This is a genomic window from Pseudomonas sp. LPH60, assembly GCF_030718165.1.
GTDB lineage: Bacteria > Pseudomonadota > Gammaproteobacteria > Pseudomonadales > Pseudomonadaceae > Aquipseudomonas > Aquipseudomonas danubii.
Window position 1 is genome coordinate 595,943 of the sequence record NZ_JAVAJH010000001.1, and the last position, 13,451, is coordinate 609,393.

The 13,451-nt window shown below is 59.0% G+C and carries 14 protein-coding genes and 2 pseudogenes; 11 read left to right on the plus strand and 5 right to left on the minus strand.

Going from position 1 to position 13,451, the window contains the following annotated elements; translation table 11 throughout:
- Nucleotides 1-24 precede the first annotated feature (24 nt).
- The 3 genes from Q8O96_RS02715 (at nt 25) to Q8O96_RS02725 (ending at nt 2,305) form a co-directional block, all read left to right on the plus strand.
- A complete protein-coding gene (locus Q8O96_RS02715) occupies nt 25-1,098 on the plus strand; it encodes a 2,3-butanediol dehydrogenase (protein WP_242553942.1) in 1,074 nt (357 codons plus the stop codon).
- Nucleotides 1,099-1,243: 145 nt separating this feature from the next.
- Nucleotides 1,244-1,966 (plus strand): hypothetical protein, encoded by a 723-nt coding sequence (locus Q8O96_RS02720; protein WP_240322081.1) that lies wholly within the window; start codon nt 1,244-1,246, stop codon nt 1,964-1,966.
- Between the two features lie 84 nt (nt 1,967-2,050).
- The gene (locus Q8O96_RS02725) at nt 2,051-2,305 is read left to right on the plus strand and encodes a hypothetical protein (protein ID WP_305948300.1); all 255 of its coding nucleotides are present in this window, start codon (nt 2,051-2,053) and stop codon (nt 2,303-2,305) included.
- A gap of 20 nt (nt 2,306-2,325) precedes the next feature.
- Here the strand turns inward: Q8O96_RS02725 and Q8O96_RS02730 are convergent, their stop codons facing one another.
- Together Q8O96_RS02730 and Q8O96_RS02735 are read right to left on the minus strand one after the other, a co-directional pair.
- Nucleotides 2,326-2,682, minus strand: coding sequence for a DUF6572 domain-containing protein (locus Q8O96_RS02730; RefSeq protein WP_207816634.1), 357 nt, complete (start codon nt 2,680-2,682; stop codon nt 2,326-2,328).
- A 38-nt stretch (nt 2,683-2,720) separates the two neighbouring features.
- The gene (locus Q8O96_RS02735; protein ID WP_305948301.1) at nt 2,721-3,224 is read right to left on the minus strand and encodes a zinc ribbon domain-containing protein; all 504 of its coding nucleotides are present in this window, start codon (nt 3,222-3,224) and stop codon (nt 2,721-2,723) included.
- Nucleotides 3,225-3,594: 370 nt separating this feature from the next.
- Here Q8O96_RS02735 and Q8O96_RS02740 point away from each other — a divergent pair, with 370 nt between their 5' ends.
- Nucleotides 3,595-4,464, plus strand: a complete 870-nt coding sequence (locus Q8O96_RS02740; RefSeq protein ID WP_115582022.1) for a GyrI-like domain-containing protein — start codon at nt 3,595-3,597, stop codon at nt 4,462-4,464.
- Between the two features lie 68 nt (nt 4,465-4,532).
- Nucleotides 4,533-4,787, plus strand: a complete 255-nt coding sequence (locus Q8O96_RS02745; protein ID WP_060843049.1) for a hypothetical protein — start codon at nt 4,533-4,535, stop codon at nt 4,785-4,787.
- A gap of 48 nt (nt 4,788-4,835) precedes the next feature.
- On the opposite strand, the gene Q8O96_RS02750 is transcribed toward Q8O96_RS02745, so the two are convergent.
- Entirely contained in the window at nt 4,836-5,192 is a 357-nt protein-coding gene (locus Q8O96_RS02750; protein ID WP_102861825.1) for a DUF6572 domain-containing protein, read from the minus strand.
- Between the two features lie 482 nt (nt 5,193-5,674).
- On the opposite strand from Q8O96_RS02750, the pseudogene Q8O96_RS31115 reads away from it, so the two are divergent.
- The 4 genes and pseudogenes from Q8O96_RS31115 to Q8O96_RS02765 all read left to right on the plus strand — a co-directional run.
- A pseudogene (locus Q8O96_RS31115) lies at nt 5,675-6,430 on the plus strand (MCP four helix bundle domain-containing protein); the annotation flags it as partial.
- 66 nt (nt 6,431-6,496) lie between these two features.
- Nucleotides 6,497-7,285: a methyl-accepting chemotaxis protein gene (locus Q8O96_RS31120; protein ID WP_371826162.1), complete on the plus strand. Its 789-nt coding sequence runs from the start codon at nt 6,497-6,499 to the stop codon at nt 7,283-7,285.
- Between the two features lie 312 nt (nt 7,286-7,597).
- Nucleotides 7,598-7,705, plus strand: a pseudogene (locus tag Q8O96_RS02760) (GNAT family N-acetyltransferase); the annotation flags it as partial.
- A gap of 205 nt (nt 7,706-7,910) precedes the next feature.
- Nucleotides 7,911-10,985, plus strand: coding sequence for an AAA family ATPase (locus Q8O96_RS02765; protein ID WP_305948303.1), 3,075 nt, complete (start codon nt 7,911-7,913; stop codon nt 10,983-10,985).
- Between the two features lie 331 nt (nt 10,986-11,316).
- Here the strand turns inward: Q8O96_RS02765 and Q8O96_RS02770 are convergent, their stop codons facing one another.
- Both Q8O96_RS02770 and Q8O96_RS02775 read right to left on the minus strand, forming a co-directional pair.
- On the minus strand, nt 11,317-11,775 hold the full coding sequence (locus Q8O96_RS02770) for a hypothetical protein (RefSeq protein ID WP_305948304.1): 459 nt from the start codon (nt 11,773-11,775) through the stop codon (nt 11,317-11,319).
- Between the two features lie 32 nt (nt 11,776-11,807).
- A complete protein-coding gene (locus tag Q8O96_RS02775; RefSeq protein ID WP_102880282.1) occupies nt 11,808-12,176 on the minus strand; it encodes an antibiotic biosynthesis monooxygenase in 369 nt (122 codons plus the stop codon).
- A 131-nt stretch (nt 12,177-12,307) separates the two neighbouring features.
- On the opposite strand from Q8O96_RS02775, the gene Q8O96_RS02780 reads away from it, so the two are divergent.
- A complete protein-coding gene (locus Q8O96_RS02780) occupies nt 12,308-12,736 on the plus strand; it encodes a MarR family winged helix-turn-helix transcriptional regulator (protein WP_110597098.1) in 429 nt (142 codons plus the stop codon).
- Nucleotides 12,737-12,929: 193 nt separating this feature from the next.
- Entirely contained in the window at nt 12,930-13,361 is a 432-nt protein-coding gene (locus Q8O96_RS02785; protein ID WP_305948305.1) for a hypothetical protein, read from the plus strand.
- Nucleotides 13,362-13,451 lie beyond the last annotated feature (90 nt).

Consider the following 13,451-nt stretch of genomic DNA (forward strand, 5'->3'; position numbering starts at 1 on the left):
GTTTCCCTCAAATCCGTCCCGAGCATGCGCGCCGCGGTCTGGCACGGCCGCCACGATATCCGCGTCGAAGACGTACCGCTGCCCGACGCGCCACCCGCCGGCTGGGTGCAGATTCGCGTCGACTGGTGTGGCATCTGCGGTTCCGACCTGCACGAATACGTGGCCGGGCCGGTGTTCATTCCGGTGGACGCGCCGCACCCGCTGACCGGGATCAAAGGCCAGTGCATCCTCGGCCACGAGTTCTGCGGCGAGATCGTCGCCCTGGGCGAAGGGGTCCAGGGTTTCAGTGTCGGCCAGCCGGTGGCCGCCGACGCCTGCCAGCACTGCGGCACCTGCTACTACTGCACCCATGGCTTGTACAACATCTGCGAAAACCTGGCCTTTACCGGGCTGATGAACAACGGCGCCTTTGCCGAGCTGGTCAACGTCCCGGCCAATCTGCTGTACGCCTTGCCGGAGAACTTTCCCGCCGAGGCCGGGGCCTTGATCGAGCCGTTGGCGGTGGGCATGCACGCGGTGAAAAAGGCCGGCAGCCTGCTGGGGCAGAACGTGGTGGTGGTCGGCGCCGGCACCATCGGCCTGTGCACCATCATGTGCGCCAAGGCCGCCGGCGCGGCCCAGGTGATCGCCCTGGAAATGTCCGGCGCGCGCAAGGCCAAGGCTCGGGAAGTGGGCGCGACCCACGTGCTCGACCCCAAGGAATGCGACGCCCTGGCCGAGGTCAAGCGCCTGACCGGCGGGCTGGGGGCCGATGTCAGCTTCGAGTGCATCGGCAACAAGCACACCGCCAAGCTGGCCATCGACCTGATCCGCAAGGCCGGCAAATGCGTGCTGGTGGGGATTTTCGAAGAGCCCAGCGAGTTCAACTTCTTCGAACTGGTGGCCACCGAGAAACAGGTGCTCGGGGCCCTGGCCTACAACGGTGAGTTCGCCGATGTGATCGCCTTTATCGCCGATGGCCGGCTGGACATTGCGCCGCTGGTGACCGGGCGCATCCAGCTGGAAGAGATCGTCGGCCAGGGCTTCGAGGAACTGGTCAACAACAAGGAACACAACGTCAAGATCATCGTGTCCCCCGGTCAGTTGCGACGCTCCTGAGTGAGCGATTTGGCGATGGTCGGCAGCGGCCATCGCACTTTTTTACAGTTTTGCGTTCTATCACCAGGCCTGGCCGCGCCGATCCCCGCCGCAGCCCGTGAATTTCGACCCGGTGCCGATGGCCTACGCTCCCTCTTCTTGCATGATGCAAACCCGCTTTGCGCGCCTTTTCCTGGTGGCGCTGCTGATGCTTGGCACCACGGCCTGCACCCAGCAGCAAGGGCGCGATATCGCCAAACAGTTTCGTGAAGGCAAGCCTGACGAATTCTTCCAGACCAGCGTCGATCGCATGGCCACCATTGGCATGCGCGACAACCTGCAGAGCCTGTACCTGCTGATGGGCAAGCTCTACCTGCGCAATCCCAGCCAGTGGCGCAAGTCGGGGTTCCCCGACGGCACCACGGCCCAGCGCGAGATCCGCAACGCCATCGAAAAACGCCAGCCGCTGCCGGCCCTGGGAGATCGCCGCGACCTGGCGGCCTTGAGTTACTCGTTGAGCCCGGAGTTTGAGGGGGATCGGGTCGGCGCCTTCATCTATGCCATTGGCAGCATGTTGGTCACCGCCCATGGCGGGCGGACCGAGTTCTACATGACCGATACCATCGACCCGCAGTTCATCAGCAATGCGGCGCGCAATATTGAAAAAGCCACCTGGCTGCTGAGCCAGCGCCAGGATGCCAATGGGGTGCTGTTGCTGTTCTCCAACGAGATTTCCGAGGAGGGCAGCAACCTGAGTTTTGCCGTGGAGTTCGGCAAGATTGTGGCGCGGTTGGATTTGCTGACGCAGATTCTGGATGAGCGCTATCGGCGGGTGGGCTTCAATTATGCGCAGAGTCTGTTGCTGATGAATTTTCTGCCGGTGCAGTAAGGGGCCGACCATCGCTTTGCAGGCGCTGGTTTTCGCTGCGGACTCACCCCTCAAAAATGACCCATGGATACAGGCATTCAATCGTTGAAAACGCTGAAAAAATTTACCGTGCATGGCACCGCTGTGGGCAGCGACAGGCGCATTCAACTGGACGAGATTTCGATTCTCGCCGAGCCGGACACGCTCAGGGCGCTGGGTGAGTTCCTGATCAAGGCTGCAACTGACATGGCGGCCGATGGCCTGGAGCACGTGCACCTGCAAGACGTGATCGAGCACTTCTCGCACCAAGCGCATGTGGATGTGATTGCCCTCAACCGGGCGCTGATCAAGCCTGCCTGAGGTAGCGCATTGCGGCCTAGTTACATGTTGCGAATCCGCTCGTCGGCCCGCAGTTCGAACTCAAAGCCAATGCCCACCTCATTCAGGGTTTCGGTAACCCGGGCCATGAAGTACTCGGCCTGCTCGGGCAGTTCATACAAGCCTACGACCTGGATGATCGGGTACTTGCCATAGGCGCCGGGGATCTCGGTGTAGATCTGGCCACCTTCGATGAAGGCGATGTAGCTGTTGATTTTCTCTTGCAGCAACAGCAGGTGTTCGCCTTGTTCCGCCTTGCTGCCCCATTCGAGGTGGTCGGTCATCACCAGCAACAGGCTGTCGGGCGGGTCTTTGGGAATTGCCCAGAAATCGATGACTTTTGGATTGGTGATGGACACGTCTGATCCTTAACGAGGTCGGCTGGCAAGCATTCCATTTACCGGGTCACTGAGCGCCAGGTCACCAGCCCATCCAGGCCATGCTCGGACTTCAGGTAGTTGAGGGTATTTTGTGCCTCGGCCTTTTCTTCGAAGGGGCCGGCAAAAAGGTGCGGTGGTTCATCGAGAACCGTGGGTATATCGATGAGCCCCATCTGGGCCGCCATGCGCGCAAAGTCTTCATCGGTTTGCGGGGTGATGCGGGCCACCCATCCGCTGCGATCCCTCAAGGCGATAGGCTCCACGTCGGCACCGCAGCGCTTGCATCGTGAGGCGTTGGCCTTGATGTCCTGGCCGCAGGCAGGACAAGGGCGCAGATCTTCATGCACCAGCGCGTCAACGCCGGTCTTGGCCAGCCGGGGCATCAACCACAGGGCAAGCAGGGCGACACCCGGAAAGAACAGCCCGATTGCAAACCATCTTGGCCCCGAGCGCCCACGTGTACTGGCCGCGTAAGCGGTCATTGCCGTGAGAATGAGCCAGAGGGGGAGCGAGATGCCCATTGCAACTCCTTGTGTTGAGGTGTGAGTAATGCTCCCGCTGAACGGGGGCTGCAAAATATCCGTTCTTTGGCGGCGACGCCATAAACCATCATGCGAGCGGCCTGGTGTGCGGTAGCGGCCAGTGAGGTCAAGCGGCCGCTCGGTCGGCGCCGCTGCCGTTATCAAACAGGAGCGCCTCTGTGTTGCTGGCGCGCCAGGCCATTGGCTTGCTGTCGAATGATGAGGACAATCACGGCGCGGGGTGATTCAAGGCCTTTCCCCGGGCGGCTGCCACGAACCACCCGGGTGCACCTTGAGCAAGAGCGGCTAGGCGCGTGCCTGCCGGGATAGCCGATCCTGTGCCTACCGTTATTCCCGGAGCCTTTGCCCAGTGCCTGACCTGTCGATCAACGCCGCCTACGCCAAACGCTTCAACGCGGTACTGGCCTACATCAATGAGAACCTTGAAGGCGATCTGTCGGTGAAGACGTTGAGCCGGGTGGCGAACTTCTCCGAGTTTCACTTCCATCGGCAATTCACCGCCTTCGTCGGCGTGCCGGTTGCACGTTATGTGCAACTGATGCGCTTGCGCGGTGCGGCCCATCGTCTGGTGTCCCGGGCGGACTACTCGGTGCTGGAGGCCGCGCTCGGCGCCGGTTTCGAAAGCCCCGAGGCGTTTTCCAGGGCGTTCAGACGGGCGTTCGGCATGAGCCCGAGTGCGTTCAGGAAGCAGCCGAACTGGCAGGTCTGGAATGCGGTATTTGCCATCCCTCATTTTTCCAGGAGCATCATCATGCAGGTACGAATCGTGGACTTTGCCGACATCCGGGTTGCAGCGCTGGAGCACTGCGGGCCTGCCGAGCTGGTCAATGAAAGCGTGCGCAGGTTCATCGATTGGCGGATGCAGAGCGGACAGTCGCCGGTGGCGTCGAGTCGCAGTTTTGGCATTCCCTTCAACAACCCCGATACCACGGCGCCGCAGGAATTCCGCTTTGCCATCTGCGGCGAGATTCATGAGCCGGTGGTGGCCAATGAGGCGGGTATTGGCCAGATGCAGATTGCCGGTGGCCGCTATGCGGTGGTGCGGCATGTGGGCTCGCCGGATCACATTGGTGAAAGCATCTACCCGATCTACCGCGATTGGTTGCCGGGCAGTGGCGAGGAACTGCGGGATCAGCCGATGTTCTTTGAATACCTGAGTATTTATCCGCAGACCCCACTGGAGCAGTGGCTGACGGATATTTATGTGCCCTTGCAGTAGTGGGGATGGGGCAAACCTTGCTCATGACCTCGATTTGAGCATGACCTACGGGTACAGGAGTTCGACCTTTGCCAACGTTGAAACGCTTTAGCGTTCAGGGAACCGCGGTGGGCAGTGAGCAGAGCATCCAGCTGGACGAGATCTCGATTCTCGCCGAGCCGGACACGCTCAGGGCGCTGGGTGAGTTCCTGATCAAGGCTGCAACTGACATGGCGGCCGATGGCCTGGAGCATGTGCACCTGCAAGAGGTGATCGAGGGCTTTTCCCATGAGCGGCATGTGGATTTCATTGCGCTTAACCGGGCGCTGATCCTGCCGGCATAAGGTGGTGCTGCGCGCTGCTCGACCGAGGGGCAGCGCGCAGCTGGCGAGCTACAGGCCGGGAGCCTCTTCGGTCACTTTCAGCTCGAAATCAAAGCCAATGCCGCGCTCGTTGAGGATCTCGCCAATGCGTTTGAAAAACCAATCGACCTGCTCGGGCAGCTCGTGCAAACCCAGGACCCGGATCATCAGCTGCCTGCCGCGGGCATCGGGAATTTCGCGGTAGATCTCCTCACTTTCGATAAAGGTGATGTAGGTGTTGATCTTCTCCTGCAGCAGGAGCAGGTGCTCGCTGTGCGCCGCTTCGTCACCCCATTCGAGAGGGTCGACCATGATCAACAGCAGGCTGTCGGGCGCGGATTTGGGGATTGCCCAGATATCGATGACTGTTGGGTTGGTGATGGACATGGCTGATCCTTCAGGCGGTTGAGGGCGGCATTGTATGCCGTAGCGGCTGGATTCTTCAGTGGGCAGTCGGTTTTTGCCCCGTTCAGGCGCAACCTGGCCGAGCGGTTTTCAAGAGCGGTCGGATCGACGGCAGTGACAAAATGCCATCATCTGCTATGGCTTGTTAGGCCCCCCGGTGGATAGACGCCGGGCTCCAGGTGCCATTGCCCCGAAGCATCGAGACGGCGCGGGCCGCGTTATTCGACTTAACTGATGCTCACCTGCCCGGGAGGCGGTTCATGGGCGCAGGAGGACGGAGTGTGGCCTGCAATCCCGACAGGCCTGGATTGACCCGAGTGAGTATCGACGTTGCCGTGCCGGGTGGGCCGCTACCCCAGTCGTCGGCTTGTTTACAGCTCTCTGACACTCAGTCGATAGCGTGGAATGACAGCAGTGAAGTACCGACCATTCTATTAGAGAGATAAAAAATGAACGTCAGGACAATGAATCTTGCTCCAAGGTCTGCCGCCTTTTTCTCGCTCATTGTCCTGGTGGTGTTTGCCCTGGGCATTGTCGCGGTGCTGCAAATGGGCAAGCTGCGAGACGCGGAACAGGATGTGGAGACCAACTGGATGGCCAGCATCCGCGAGATCGGCAAGATGAAGACCGGCATCTTGCGCCTGCGCCTGGAAAGCATCCGCATCACCGTGACCACCGACGAACAACAACGCCAGACCCGCATCGCCTCCTTGAGCGGTTACCGAAGCGCCCTGCAGAACACCATCAGCCAGTACGTCCCCCTGATCACCGGGCCGGCGGAGCGTGAGCTGTACCAGGCGGTGGCGACCGATGTGCAGGCTTACTTCAAGCTGATGGACGAGCTGGAGCCGCTGCTGCGCAGCGGTGACAACGCCGCGGCCATCACCTTGATCAACACCCGCATCAGCCCCATGACCAACGCCATGCAGGAGAAGATGGACAAGCTCTCGGACTTCAATGACGAGGGCGCCAGGCAGGCGGGGATCACCGCTTCGTCGGTGTACAACAGCGGCCTGACGCTGGTGCTGGTGTTGATGGGGGTGACGGTGGTGCTCACCGTGGTGCTGGCCACCGTGCTGACCCGCAGCATCACCGCGCCCATCGGCGATGCCCTGGCGGTGGCCGAGCGCATCGCCGGCAGCGACCTGTCCCGGGAGATCGGGGTCAATGGCCGCGATGAAGCCGGTCGCCTGCTGGCCGCCCTGGCCAAGATGCAGAGCAACCTGCGGGAAACCATCGCCCACATCGCCGACTCTTCGACCCAACTGGCCTCGGCCTCGGAAGAAATGACCGCGGTGACCGAAGACGCCAGCCGCGGGCTGGTGCGGCAGAACGACGAAGTCAGCCAGGCAGCCACCGCGGTGACTGAAATGAGCGCCGCGGTGGACGAGGTGGCACGCAACGCCGAAGCGGCCGCGCAGTCGTCCCGCGAGTCCATGGAGTTCACCCGTTCCGGCATCGAGAACGTGGCCCAGACCCTGAAGGCCATCGAAGGCCTGGCCGGCAACGTGGCCAGCACCGGCGAGCAGGTCAAGGCGCTGTCCGGCAGGGCCCAGGACATCAGCAAAGTGGTGGAAGTGATTCGCGCGATCGCCGAGCAGACCAACCTGCTGGCCCTCAACGCCGCCATCGAAGCCGCCCGCGCCGGTGAGCAGGGCCGGGGCTTTGCGGTGGTGGCCGATGAAGTGCGGGCCCTGGCCCACCGCACCCAGCAGTCGACCCAGGAAATCGAGCAGATGATCAGCGCGATCCAGGCCGATTCGACCCAGGCGGTGAGTGCCATGAACGTCAGCGCGGAGATGGCCAACAGCTCGATTTCGGTGGCGCAGAACGCCGATGTGTCGCTCAAGCAGATTGCTCAGGCGATCACCCAGATCAATGAGCGCAACCTGCTGATTGCCACCGCCTCGCAAGAGCAGGCCCAGGTGGCGCGCGAGGCGGATCAGAACCTGACCAGTATTCGTGAGTTGTCGATTCAGAGCTCGGCGGGGGCCAGCCAGACGGCCAGTGCCTGCGGGGAGATGGCCAATCTGGCGATTGAGCTGAATCGGTTGGTGGCGCGGTTCAAGGTTTGAGGGTTGCTTCCAGGACAATGACCTTTGTGGGCAGTCACTGCTGCGTTTTGAGTCGATCGGCGAAGGTTGTCTGGGCTCAAAGGGTGATACCGGATGCGGACATAGAGCATTGGGTGAGCGGTTTGAAAATGTGCATCAACACGTTAGTAGCGGCTGCAGCACGTATGTCATTCAATTGTTGCAGGTGGTCTTGAGCGACATCTTGCGGCCCAGAGTGTGTAAAAACGCTTCCGAGAGTTAATCTTGAAGATCGCAGTGTTGTCCGCGCAGATGAGTCAGGTAGGGTGCCAAAGCAAACACGGGGGATATCTAGTGGTTACATCAACGGGCGAGCTGGCGATACGTCAGATCTCAGCGCTTCCTCCGGAAATCCTAGTACTAGAAGCGGAGGCAGTTACAGATGGTTTTAGGTTTCTCACGGCCGGCAGCGGTCATTAGGGTCTAGACAAAGGTACGACTTGGGCGGGTATGGGATGTTTTGTCGAAACCGGCCGGTGCTCATGATCACCGTAAATCTCCTTCCACCCCCAGCGTCCCCCCAGGCAATTTGACTGGGCCTGCCCGACAGACATGCCCTATGGCTATATGATATCGTCGCAGGATTACTCTCAAGGAATCTACGAGCGTGTCTGCAGGCAAGGAGCTGATCTGGCTACATCTTTCCGATATCCACTTTCATCCCAAGACAGGCTGGCGTGATGACCATGTACGGCGGGAGTTGTTGGACTTTCTGCAGGCCGCTTTCATCTGTGGCAGTCTGCCGCGACCGCACTTGGTGTTTTGCACTGGGGATATTGCTTTTGGTGAAACCAGTGGGGCACCGCTGCGGCAGCAGTACGAGGAGGCAGCTAGTTTCTTCGATGAACTGCTGAATTGCTGCGGGCTGCCACGCGAGCGGTTGTTCATGGTGCCTGGCAACCATGACGTCAACCGAATAGAAATATTGAGCGATCAGCAGGACCACCTGATCGCTATGGCTGACAGCGCGGTAGATCATGTCTCGGCCATCAATCAGCGTTTCGACTCCGGCAACAAGGATCATCGCTCGGCGATGGAACGCTTGAAGGAGTACGGTCAGTTTGTGCAGGGTTACCGACCAGAGCTGCACTGGGAGAATTACCATCTCTATGCTAAGCAGCTTGAAGTGGATGGCTGGAAGGTTGGCGTAGCGGGGTTCAACTCGGCTTGGAGCTGTGCCGGCCCAGAGGATGATCGACATGTCTGGCTGGCTGGGCAATGGCAATTCAACTATATGGCTAATGGGTTGCGCGGAGCTGATCTGAAGATCGGTCTTATCCATCATCCCTTTGACTGGCTGAATGTAGCCGAGCACCACGAGGCAGAACAGCGTGCCAGCAAAGACCTGCACTTCCTGTTGCATGGTCATACACACACTGCCTGGGTTCGCCCGACCGATAATTGCGTGCAAGTGGCTGCAGGCGCCACTGGGGCCTCTACCCCGGATCAGTTTGGCATCAATCTGACTCGGTTGAATCGGGTCACGGGTGAGTGTTGCATCCACCTGTATACCTATCAGCAAGGCTGGGTTATCGCACCGGTAGCGAAACACGCCCCCATAGGACAATGGCACCTTAAGTCCGGCCTGCAGCTTCAGAGAAACGTGACGCCCGAGTCCGTTGTATCCATCGCTGGGCCAGAAGCCCTGCCGGCAGAGGCGCCTGAGCCGGCGAGCTCCAAGCGTACCCTATTTGGCCGTGATGGATTGCTCAAGCTACTCTCCCATCACTTGCGGGAAAAACCGGCGCTGGCTTTGTACGGTATGCGTGGCAACGGAAAGAGCGAGTTGATTCGCGCACTCCATCAGCAAGAACCTCTGGCCAGCCTGGAGTCGCTGCACATTACCGTGGCTGCCGATACCACACCGGGCGAGTTATTTCGCCAATTGCTGAATTTGCTCAACGACCATAGTGAGTGTCCGGTTGTACCTGAAGGATCGCTGCTAGAACAGATCAGGAGCCTGCAACAACGCTATCCAAACTCTCGGCCCGCGTGTATCTGGATTGATCGTGCCCATCTGCTGCTGGCGGACAAGCAGTGGAAGAAGCTGGAGCTATTCACCCTAGTGACTGCGTTGCGCAAGGCCTTTGCGAATTGGTATTGGATTTTCGAGCTGCGCGAGAGGCCCGAGCCAGGAAGTTTTGGCGCGGACTGCCACCTTGAAGAAGTGCCTGGACTGGACAAGCTCAGTCTGAGCGAGTTTCTCAACGCCTCTGCGCCCAGCGGACAGGAAAGTGAATGGAGCTATAGCGGGCAGAATCTCAAGTCTTTGTACCAGTGGCTGGGCGGTGGCCATGGGCAACAGGCGCATCCTCTGGCGACTCGGTTGCTGATTGAAGTGGCATATGGAAAGAAACAATCACCCTGGCGGGTGTATCAGCATCTGCGCCAAGAGCTGCTCGGCAAAGTCGAGGAAGGTCTGCTGGGTGAGCTGTACAGAAAAGTCCTTGCTCCCAAAGAGCGTGACCTGCTTCAGGCCTTGGCGTTATATCGGGTGGGTATCCCGCATGATCATGCCGACTGGCTGGAAGAAGCTCTGAGTGCTGGGGGGGGCTGGCAGGCGCTAGAGCGCCGTTGTCTATTGCCGGTCGATGCCGAAGGCCAGCGCTTTTATCTGCACGGTTTCATCAGCAGTTGGATCTGCCGTGAGCAACTGAAAACCGCAGAGCTGGAGGAACATGAAGATCAGGCTCTGCCGGCGGCTGACACTGTGGCGGCAAGGTTGCATCTGCAGGTCGGGCGTTGCTGGCAGCGTCAGCTCGGTAATACTCGGCGACTCAGCAGTGTGAACATCGAACGGGCCAATGAAGCTTGCCATCACCTGTTGAATGCTGGAGCGACTGCGGAGATGGGCGACTGGGTGGAGCATCTGCTGCGTGGGCAAGCCGGTTGGAGTGCTGAAAAACTCTGGGGTTATGAAATTCGAATGCACGCTAACCATGCGCCGTTACAAGCCCAGGTCAATGTATTGCAACTGCTGGTGCGATTGCATCCTAGAGACCCCAAAGCGTGGAGTTTCCTGGGAGAGGGCCAGCAAAAAATCTCCGGATTGGTCAATAGCCAGTCACTGCAGTCTTTTGAGCATGCATTGGAGTTATCTCCAGAAAATCCGCGCAATCTGGCTAATCTTGGCAAGGCTCTGCGTGCACGTGGACCTGTTGGCGCCGAGGAGTTCCTGCGTCGGTTGGCCGGGTACCGTGAGCGATACCCTGAAGCCATTAATGACTATGTGCTCAGCATTGAGGCTGATTGTCTGGAGGCAACTGGGCAGACTGAGGCTGCTTCACTGCAACGGAACGAGCAGATCAAGACTAATGCTAAAAACCCTGTGGCCTACAACGACGAAGCAAGTTACCAGTTGGTGGCAAAGAACGATCCCAAGGAAGCCCTGCGCATCCTTGAACTGGCTGAGTGTAATCGGAGCAGCAATGACCACACTGATGCCATCCGTGGCAAGGTGCTGGAGGCCTTGGGTGAAGGTCACATTGCGTCGGAGTTACGTTGGAAAAAGATAAACGCTGGCAACCTTAATCCAGTGTTTTACGCTGATGAAGCCAACTATCAGCTGGAGCAGTTGAAAGATCCGGAGCAAGCACTGAATGTGCTGCGTTTAATGGAGCAGCGAGGTATTGCCAATGCTTTCACCCAGACTTTGCGGAGCAAGGCTGAGCGTAGGCGGTGATCAGAGGTGGGATCCAGTACCGGCCGGCATTGGTAGCCCTTTACCAAGAGGGTGTCTGGCACGTTTCGGCCACCGTATCGAACGTGGCTGAGTCAGCAGAGGATGGATGTACTAAAAGGGCCAAGCACTTGTTTTGTGCTGTTTACTGCGGGTTGTGATCAATGCCAAGTATGGAGCATTCCGTGGTTTTATCTCTCCTAGCCCTTCGAGTTATCCTCTTGGTCATCTCCTCGGTAGAAAGCTTGACTCGCATTTTTCCTGGATAAGGGTGGACGCGTTCTCCGTAGGAGCTGGCTTGCCAGCGAAGGCGTCGGTCCAGGCAACGCATGGCCTACCGGCCCTGAGGCATGGCCCTCTGCAACCGACCGCTAAGCTGCAAACCATCACGCACGTTCAACCCCATCAATGTGAGGTTGGTGGCCCCGGCGATCAGTTCGATGATCTGCACCAGGTAAAAAACCGTGTCGAAGTTGCCAGCCGACGCCCACCGGTTGAGCGCAATTGCGCAGGGCACGAGCACCAACAGGCCGTTGGCGGCAATGAAGGGCATGCGTTTTTTCTTCGAGGCGATCAGGCGTCCCTGTCGCGCCTGGCTCAGTCCCATGCCGCTGGCTCCTGCCACTGCCATCGCCGGGATCAGCACCCAGAGCCCGGGGCTCACGATCAGTTGCTTGAGCTGAGCGATCGCATGTCGGGTGCCCATGCTTTCCACCAGCAGGGTCGAGACAAAGAACGTGGCGATGCACAGCAGGGCCAGCAGGCTGGCGGTGAGGTGGAGTCGTTTGAGCATGGGGCGCTTTCCGTCAGTCAATGGGGCGGTGTTCAAGCCGTGCAGATGTTCGGCACGGCTACCTTGGTGAACAGATGGGGCATGGCCAGGGCGCTTGAGGGGTAACGGCCCAGGGCGTTGGCGAAGTCCGGGTGATTGAAGGCTTCGCGAAAGCGCTCCACCGACTCCCATACGGCGTAGTTCAGGAACATGCAGCTGCCACCGATGGCCTGGTGGAGCTGCGTGGAAATGTAACCGGCACGCTGTTTCATCCAGTTGGCATCCAGCTCCCAGGCACGCAGAAGCTCGGGTATATCGTCCTCGTCGACGCTGAACAGGTTGACCAGCACCACCGGTGACTCGCTGCACTGGAGTTGCTGATGGATGGGGACTACAGGATCAAGCGGGCGAATGGACAACATGGCGGTCTCCAAGATGTAAACATGATGACAAGATGGTGCTATGGATAAAACTAGCTTGATTGACATCATGATGTCAATGTGGAAAAGTTCGCGGCATGAAAAAACCAAACCACACCCCCGCTGGACGCGCCATGACCGATCTGGTCCTTGAGCTCTTTCGAGCCAGTGCGCGCATGCTCACCGCAGGCGATCGCCTGGTGGCTGAGATAGGCCTCACCAGTGCCCGCTGGCAGCTACTTGGCACGATCGTCGCTGCCGATCGGGCGCAGCCCGTCTCGTGGATTGCCCGCGACATGGGCGCGAATCGGCAGAATGTTCAGCGGATCGTCAACGATCTGGTGAAGGATGGCCTGTTGGAATTTCAACCGAACCCTCACCATCGCCGAGCGCAACTGGTGGTGCTGACGGAGGCTGGAAAGGCGGCATTCGATCAGGCATTGAAGCTTCAAGCGCCCTGGATCAACGACCTTGCTCAGGGGCTGGAAGTCGATGAGATCCAGACGACCCACCGTGTGCTGAACCAGCTGCGCAACCGGTTAGAGCAAGACCAGGACGAATGAGCCGGGCCGGCCTGGAGACGAGCAACTCCTCAGGGGGACTCGGCCACAGGCTATCGGCATCCCCGATGATGATCGTGTCAACATCACCGCCAGCGTTTCAGGACCTGGGCCCTTTATTGGGAGAATGGCCTGTTTCCCATAACGCGCTCTGCCCACCCTGCAGCGATCTTTTGCACAGTTTTAAGGTTGATGTATGAATGCATTCGATTTTAAGAAATTTAATGTGGGTTCCATTGTTCGAACAGCTGATAGTTGCGCTGCGCTCAAACACCAGATCGGATTCTTGATCCAGGTTCTGGAGGCCTTGGATATCAAGTTCTCTGACTGCGAGCAGGACCCTTTGCTTCTGGTGAAAGCCTATGTGGCCGGGGATATTCCCATTGAACAGTGCAAGGCGCAGGCTGCGGTCTGGTGGGCAAAAATCGACGAAAAAGGCGCCGTGCGAGCGTTTCAGGATCGGGACGTCTTGATGGCCCGGCTGGCCATTTGCTTACTGTCGAATGATGAGGACGATATCGCTGTTTTGGGAGATAACCTTTCGTGGTTTTTTGAGGTGTTGGGTTTCTTGAAAGTGGAGCCGATGAAGCCTATTGAGATGATGAAAGAGTACTTTGAATTCAAATAACCTTTAGTTCGCGGCCGACTCGCTCATTGGTGTTCCCCCCTGATGAGTCACAAGATCAAAGACGCCCTTCGTTTCGCAGACTCCCTCCGC

Coding starts and splice junctions, on each gene's coding strand:
- Q8O96_RS02720 (WP_240322081.1), top strand. CDS start 1,244: ATGCAAACCCGCTTTGCGCGCCTTTTCCTGGTGGCGCTGCTGATGCTT.
- Q8O96_RS02770 (WP_305948304.1), bottom strand. CDS start 11,775: ATGCTCAAACGACTCCACCTCACCGCCAGCCTGCTGGCCCTGCTGTGC.
- Q8O96_RS02775 (WP_102880282.1), bottom strand. CDS start 12,176: ATGTTGTCCATTCGCCCGCTTGATCCTGTAGTCCCCATCCATCAGCAA.
- Q8O96_RS02735 (WP_305948301.1), bottom strand. CDS start 3,224: ATGGGCATCTCGCTCCCCCTCTGGCTCATTCTCACGGCAATGACCGCT.
- Q8O96_RS02785 (WP_305948305.1), top strand. CDS start 12,930: ATGAATGCATTCGATTTTAAGAAATTTAATGTGGGTTCCATTGTTCGA.
- Q8O96_RS02780 (WP_110597098.1), top strand. CDS start 12,308: ATGACCGATCTGGTCCTTGAGCTCTTTCGAGCCAGTGCGCGCATGCTC.
- Q8O96_RS31120 (WP_371826162.1), top strand. CDS start 6,497: ATGACCGCGGTGACCGAAGACGCCAGCCGCGGGCTGGTGCGGCAGAAC.
- Q8O96_RS02750 (WP_102861825.1), bottom strand. CDS start 5,192: ATGTCCATCACCAACCCAACAGTCATCGATATCTGGGCAATCCCCAAA.
- Q8O96_RS02715 (WP_242553942.1), top strand. CDS start 25: ATGCGCGCCGCGGTCTGGCACGGCCGCCACGATATCCGCGTCGAAGAC.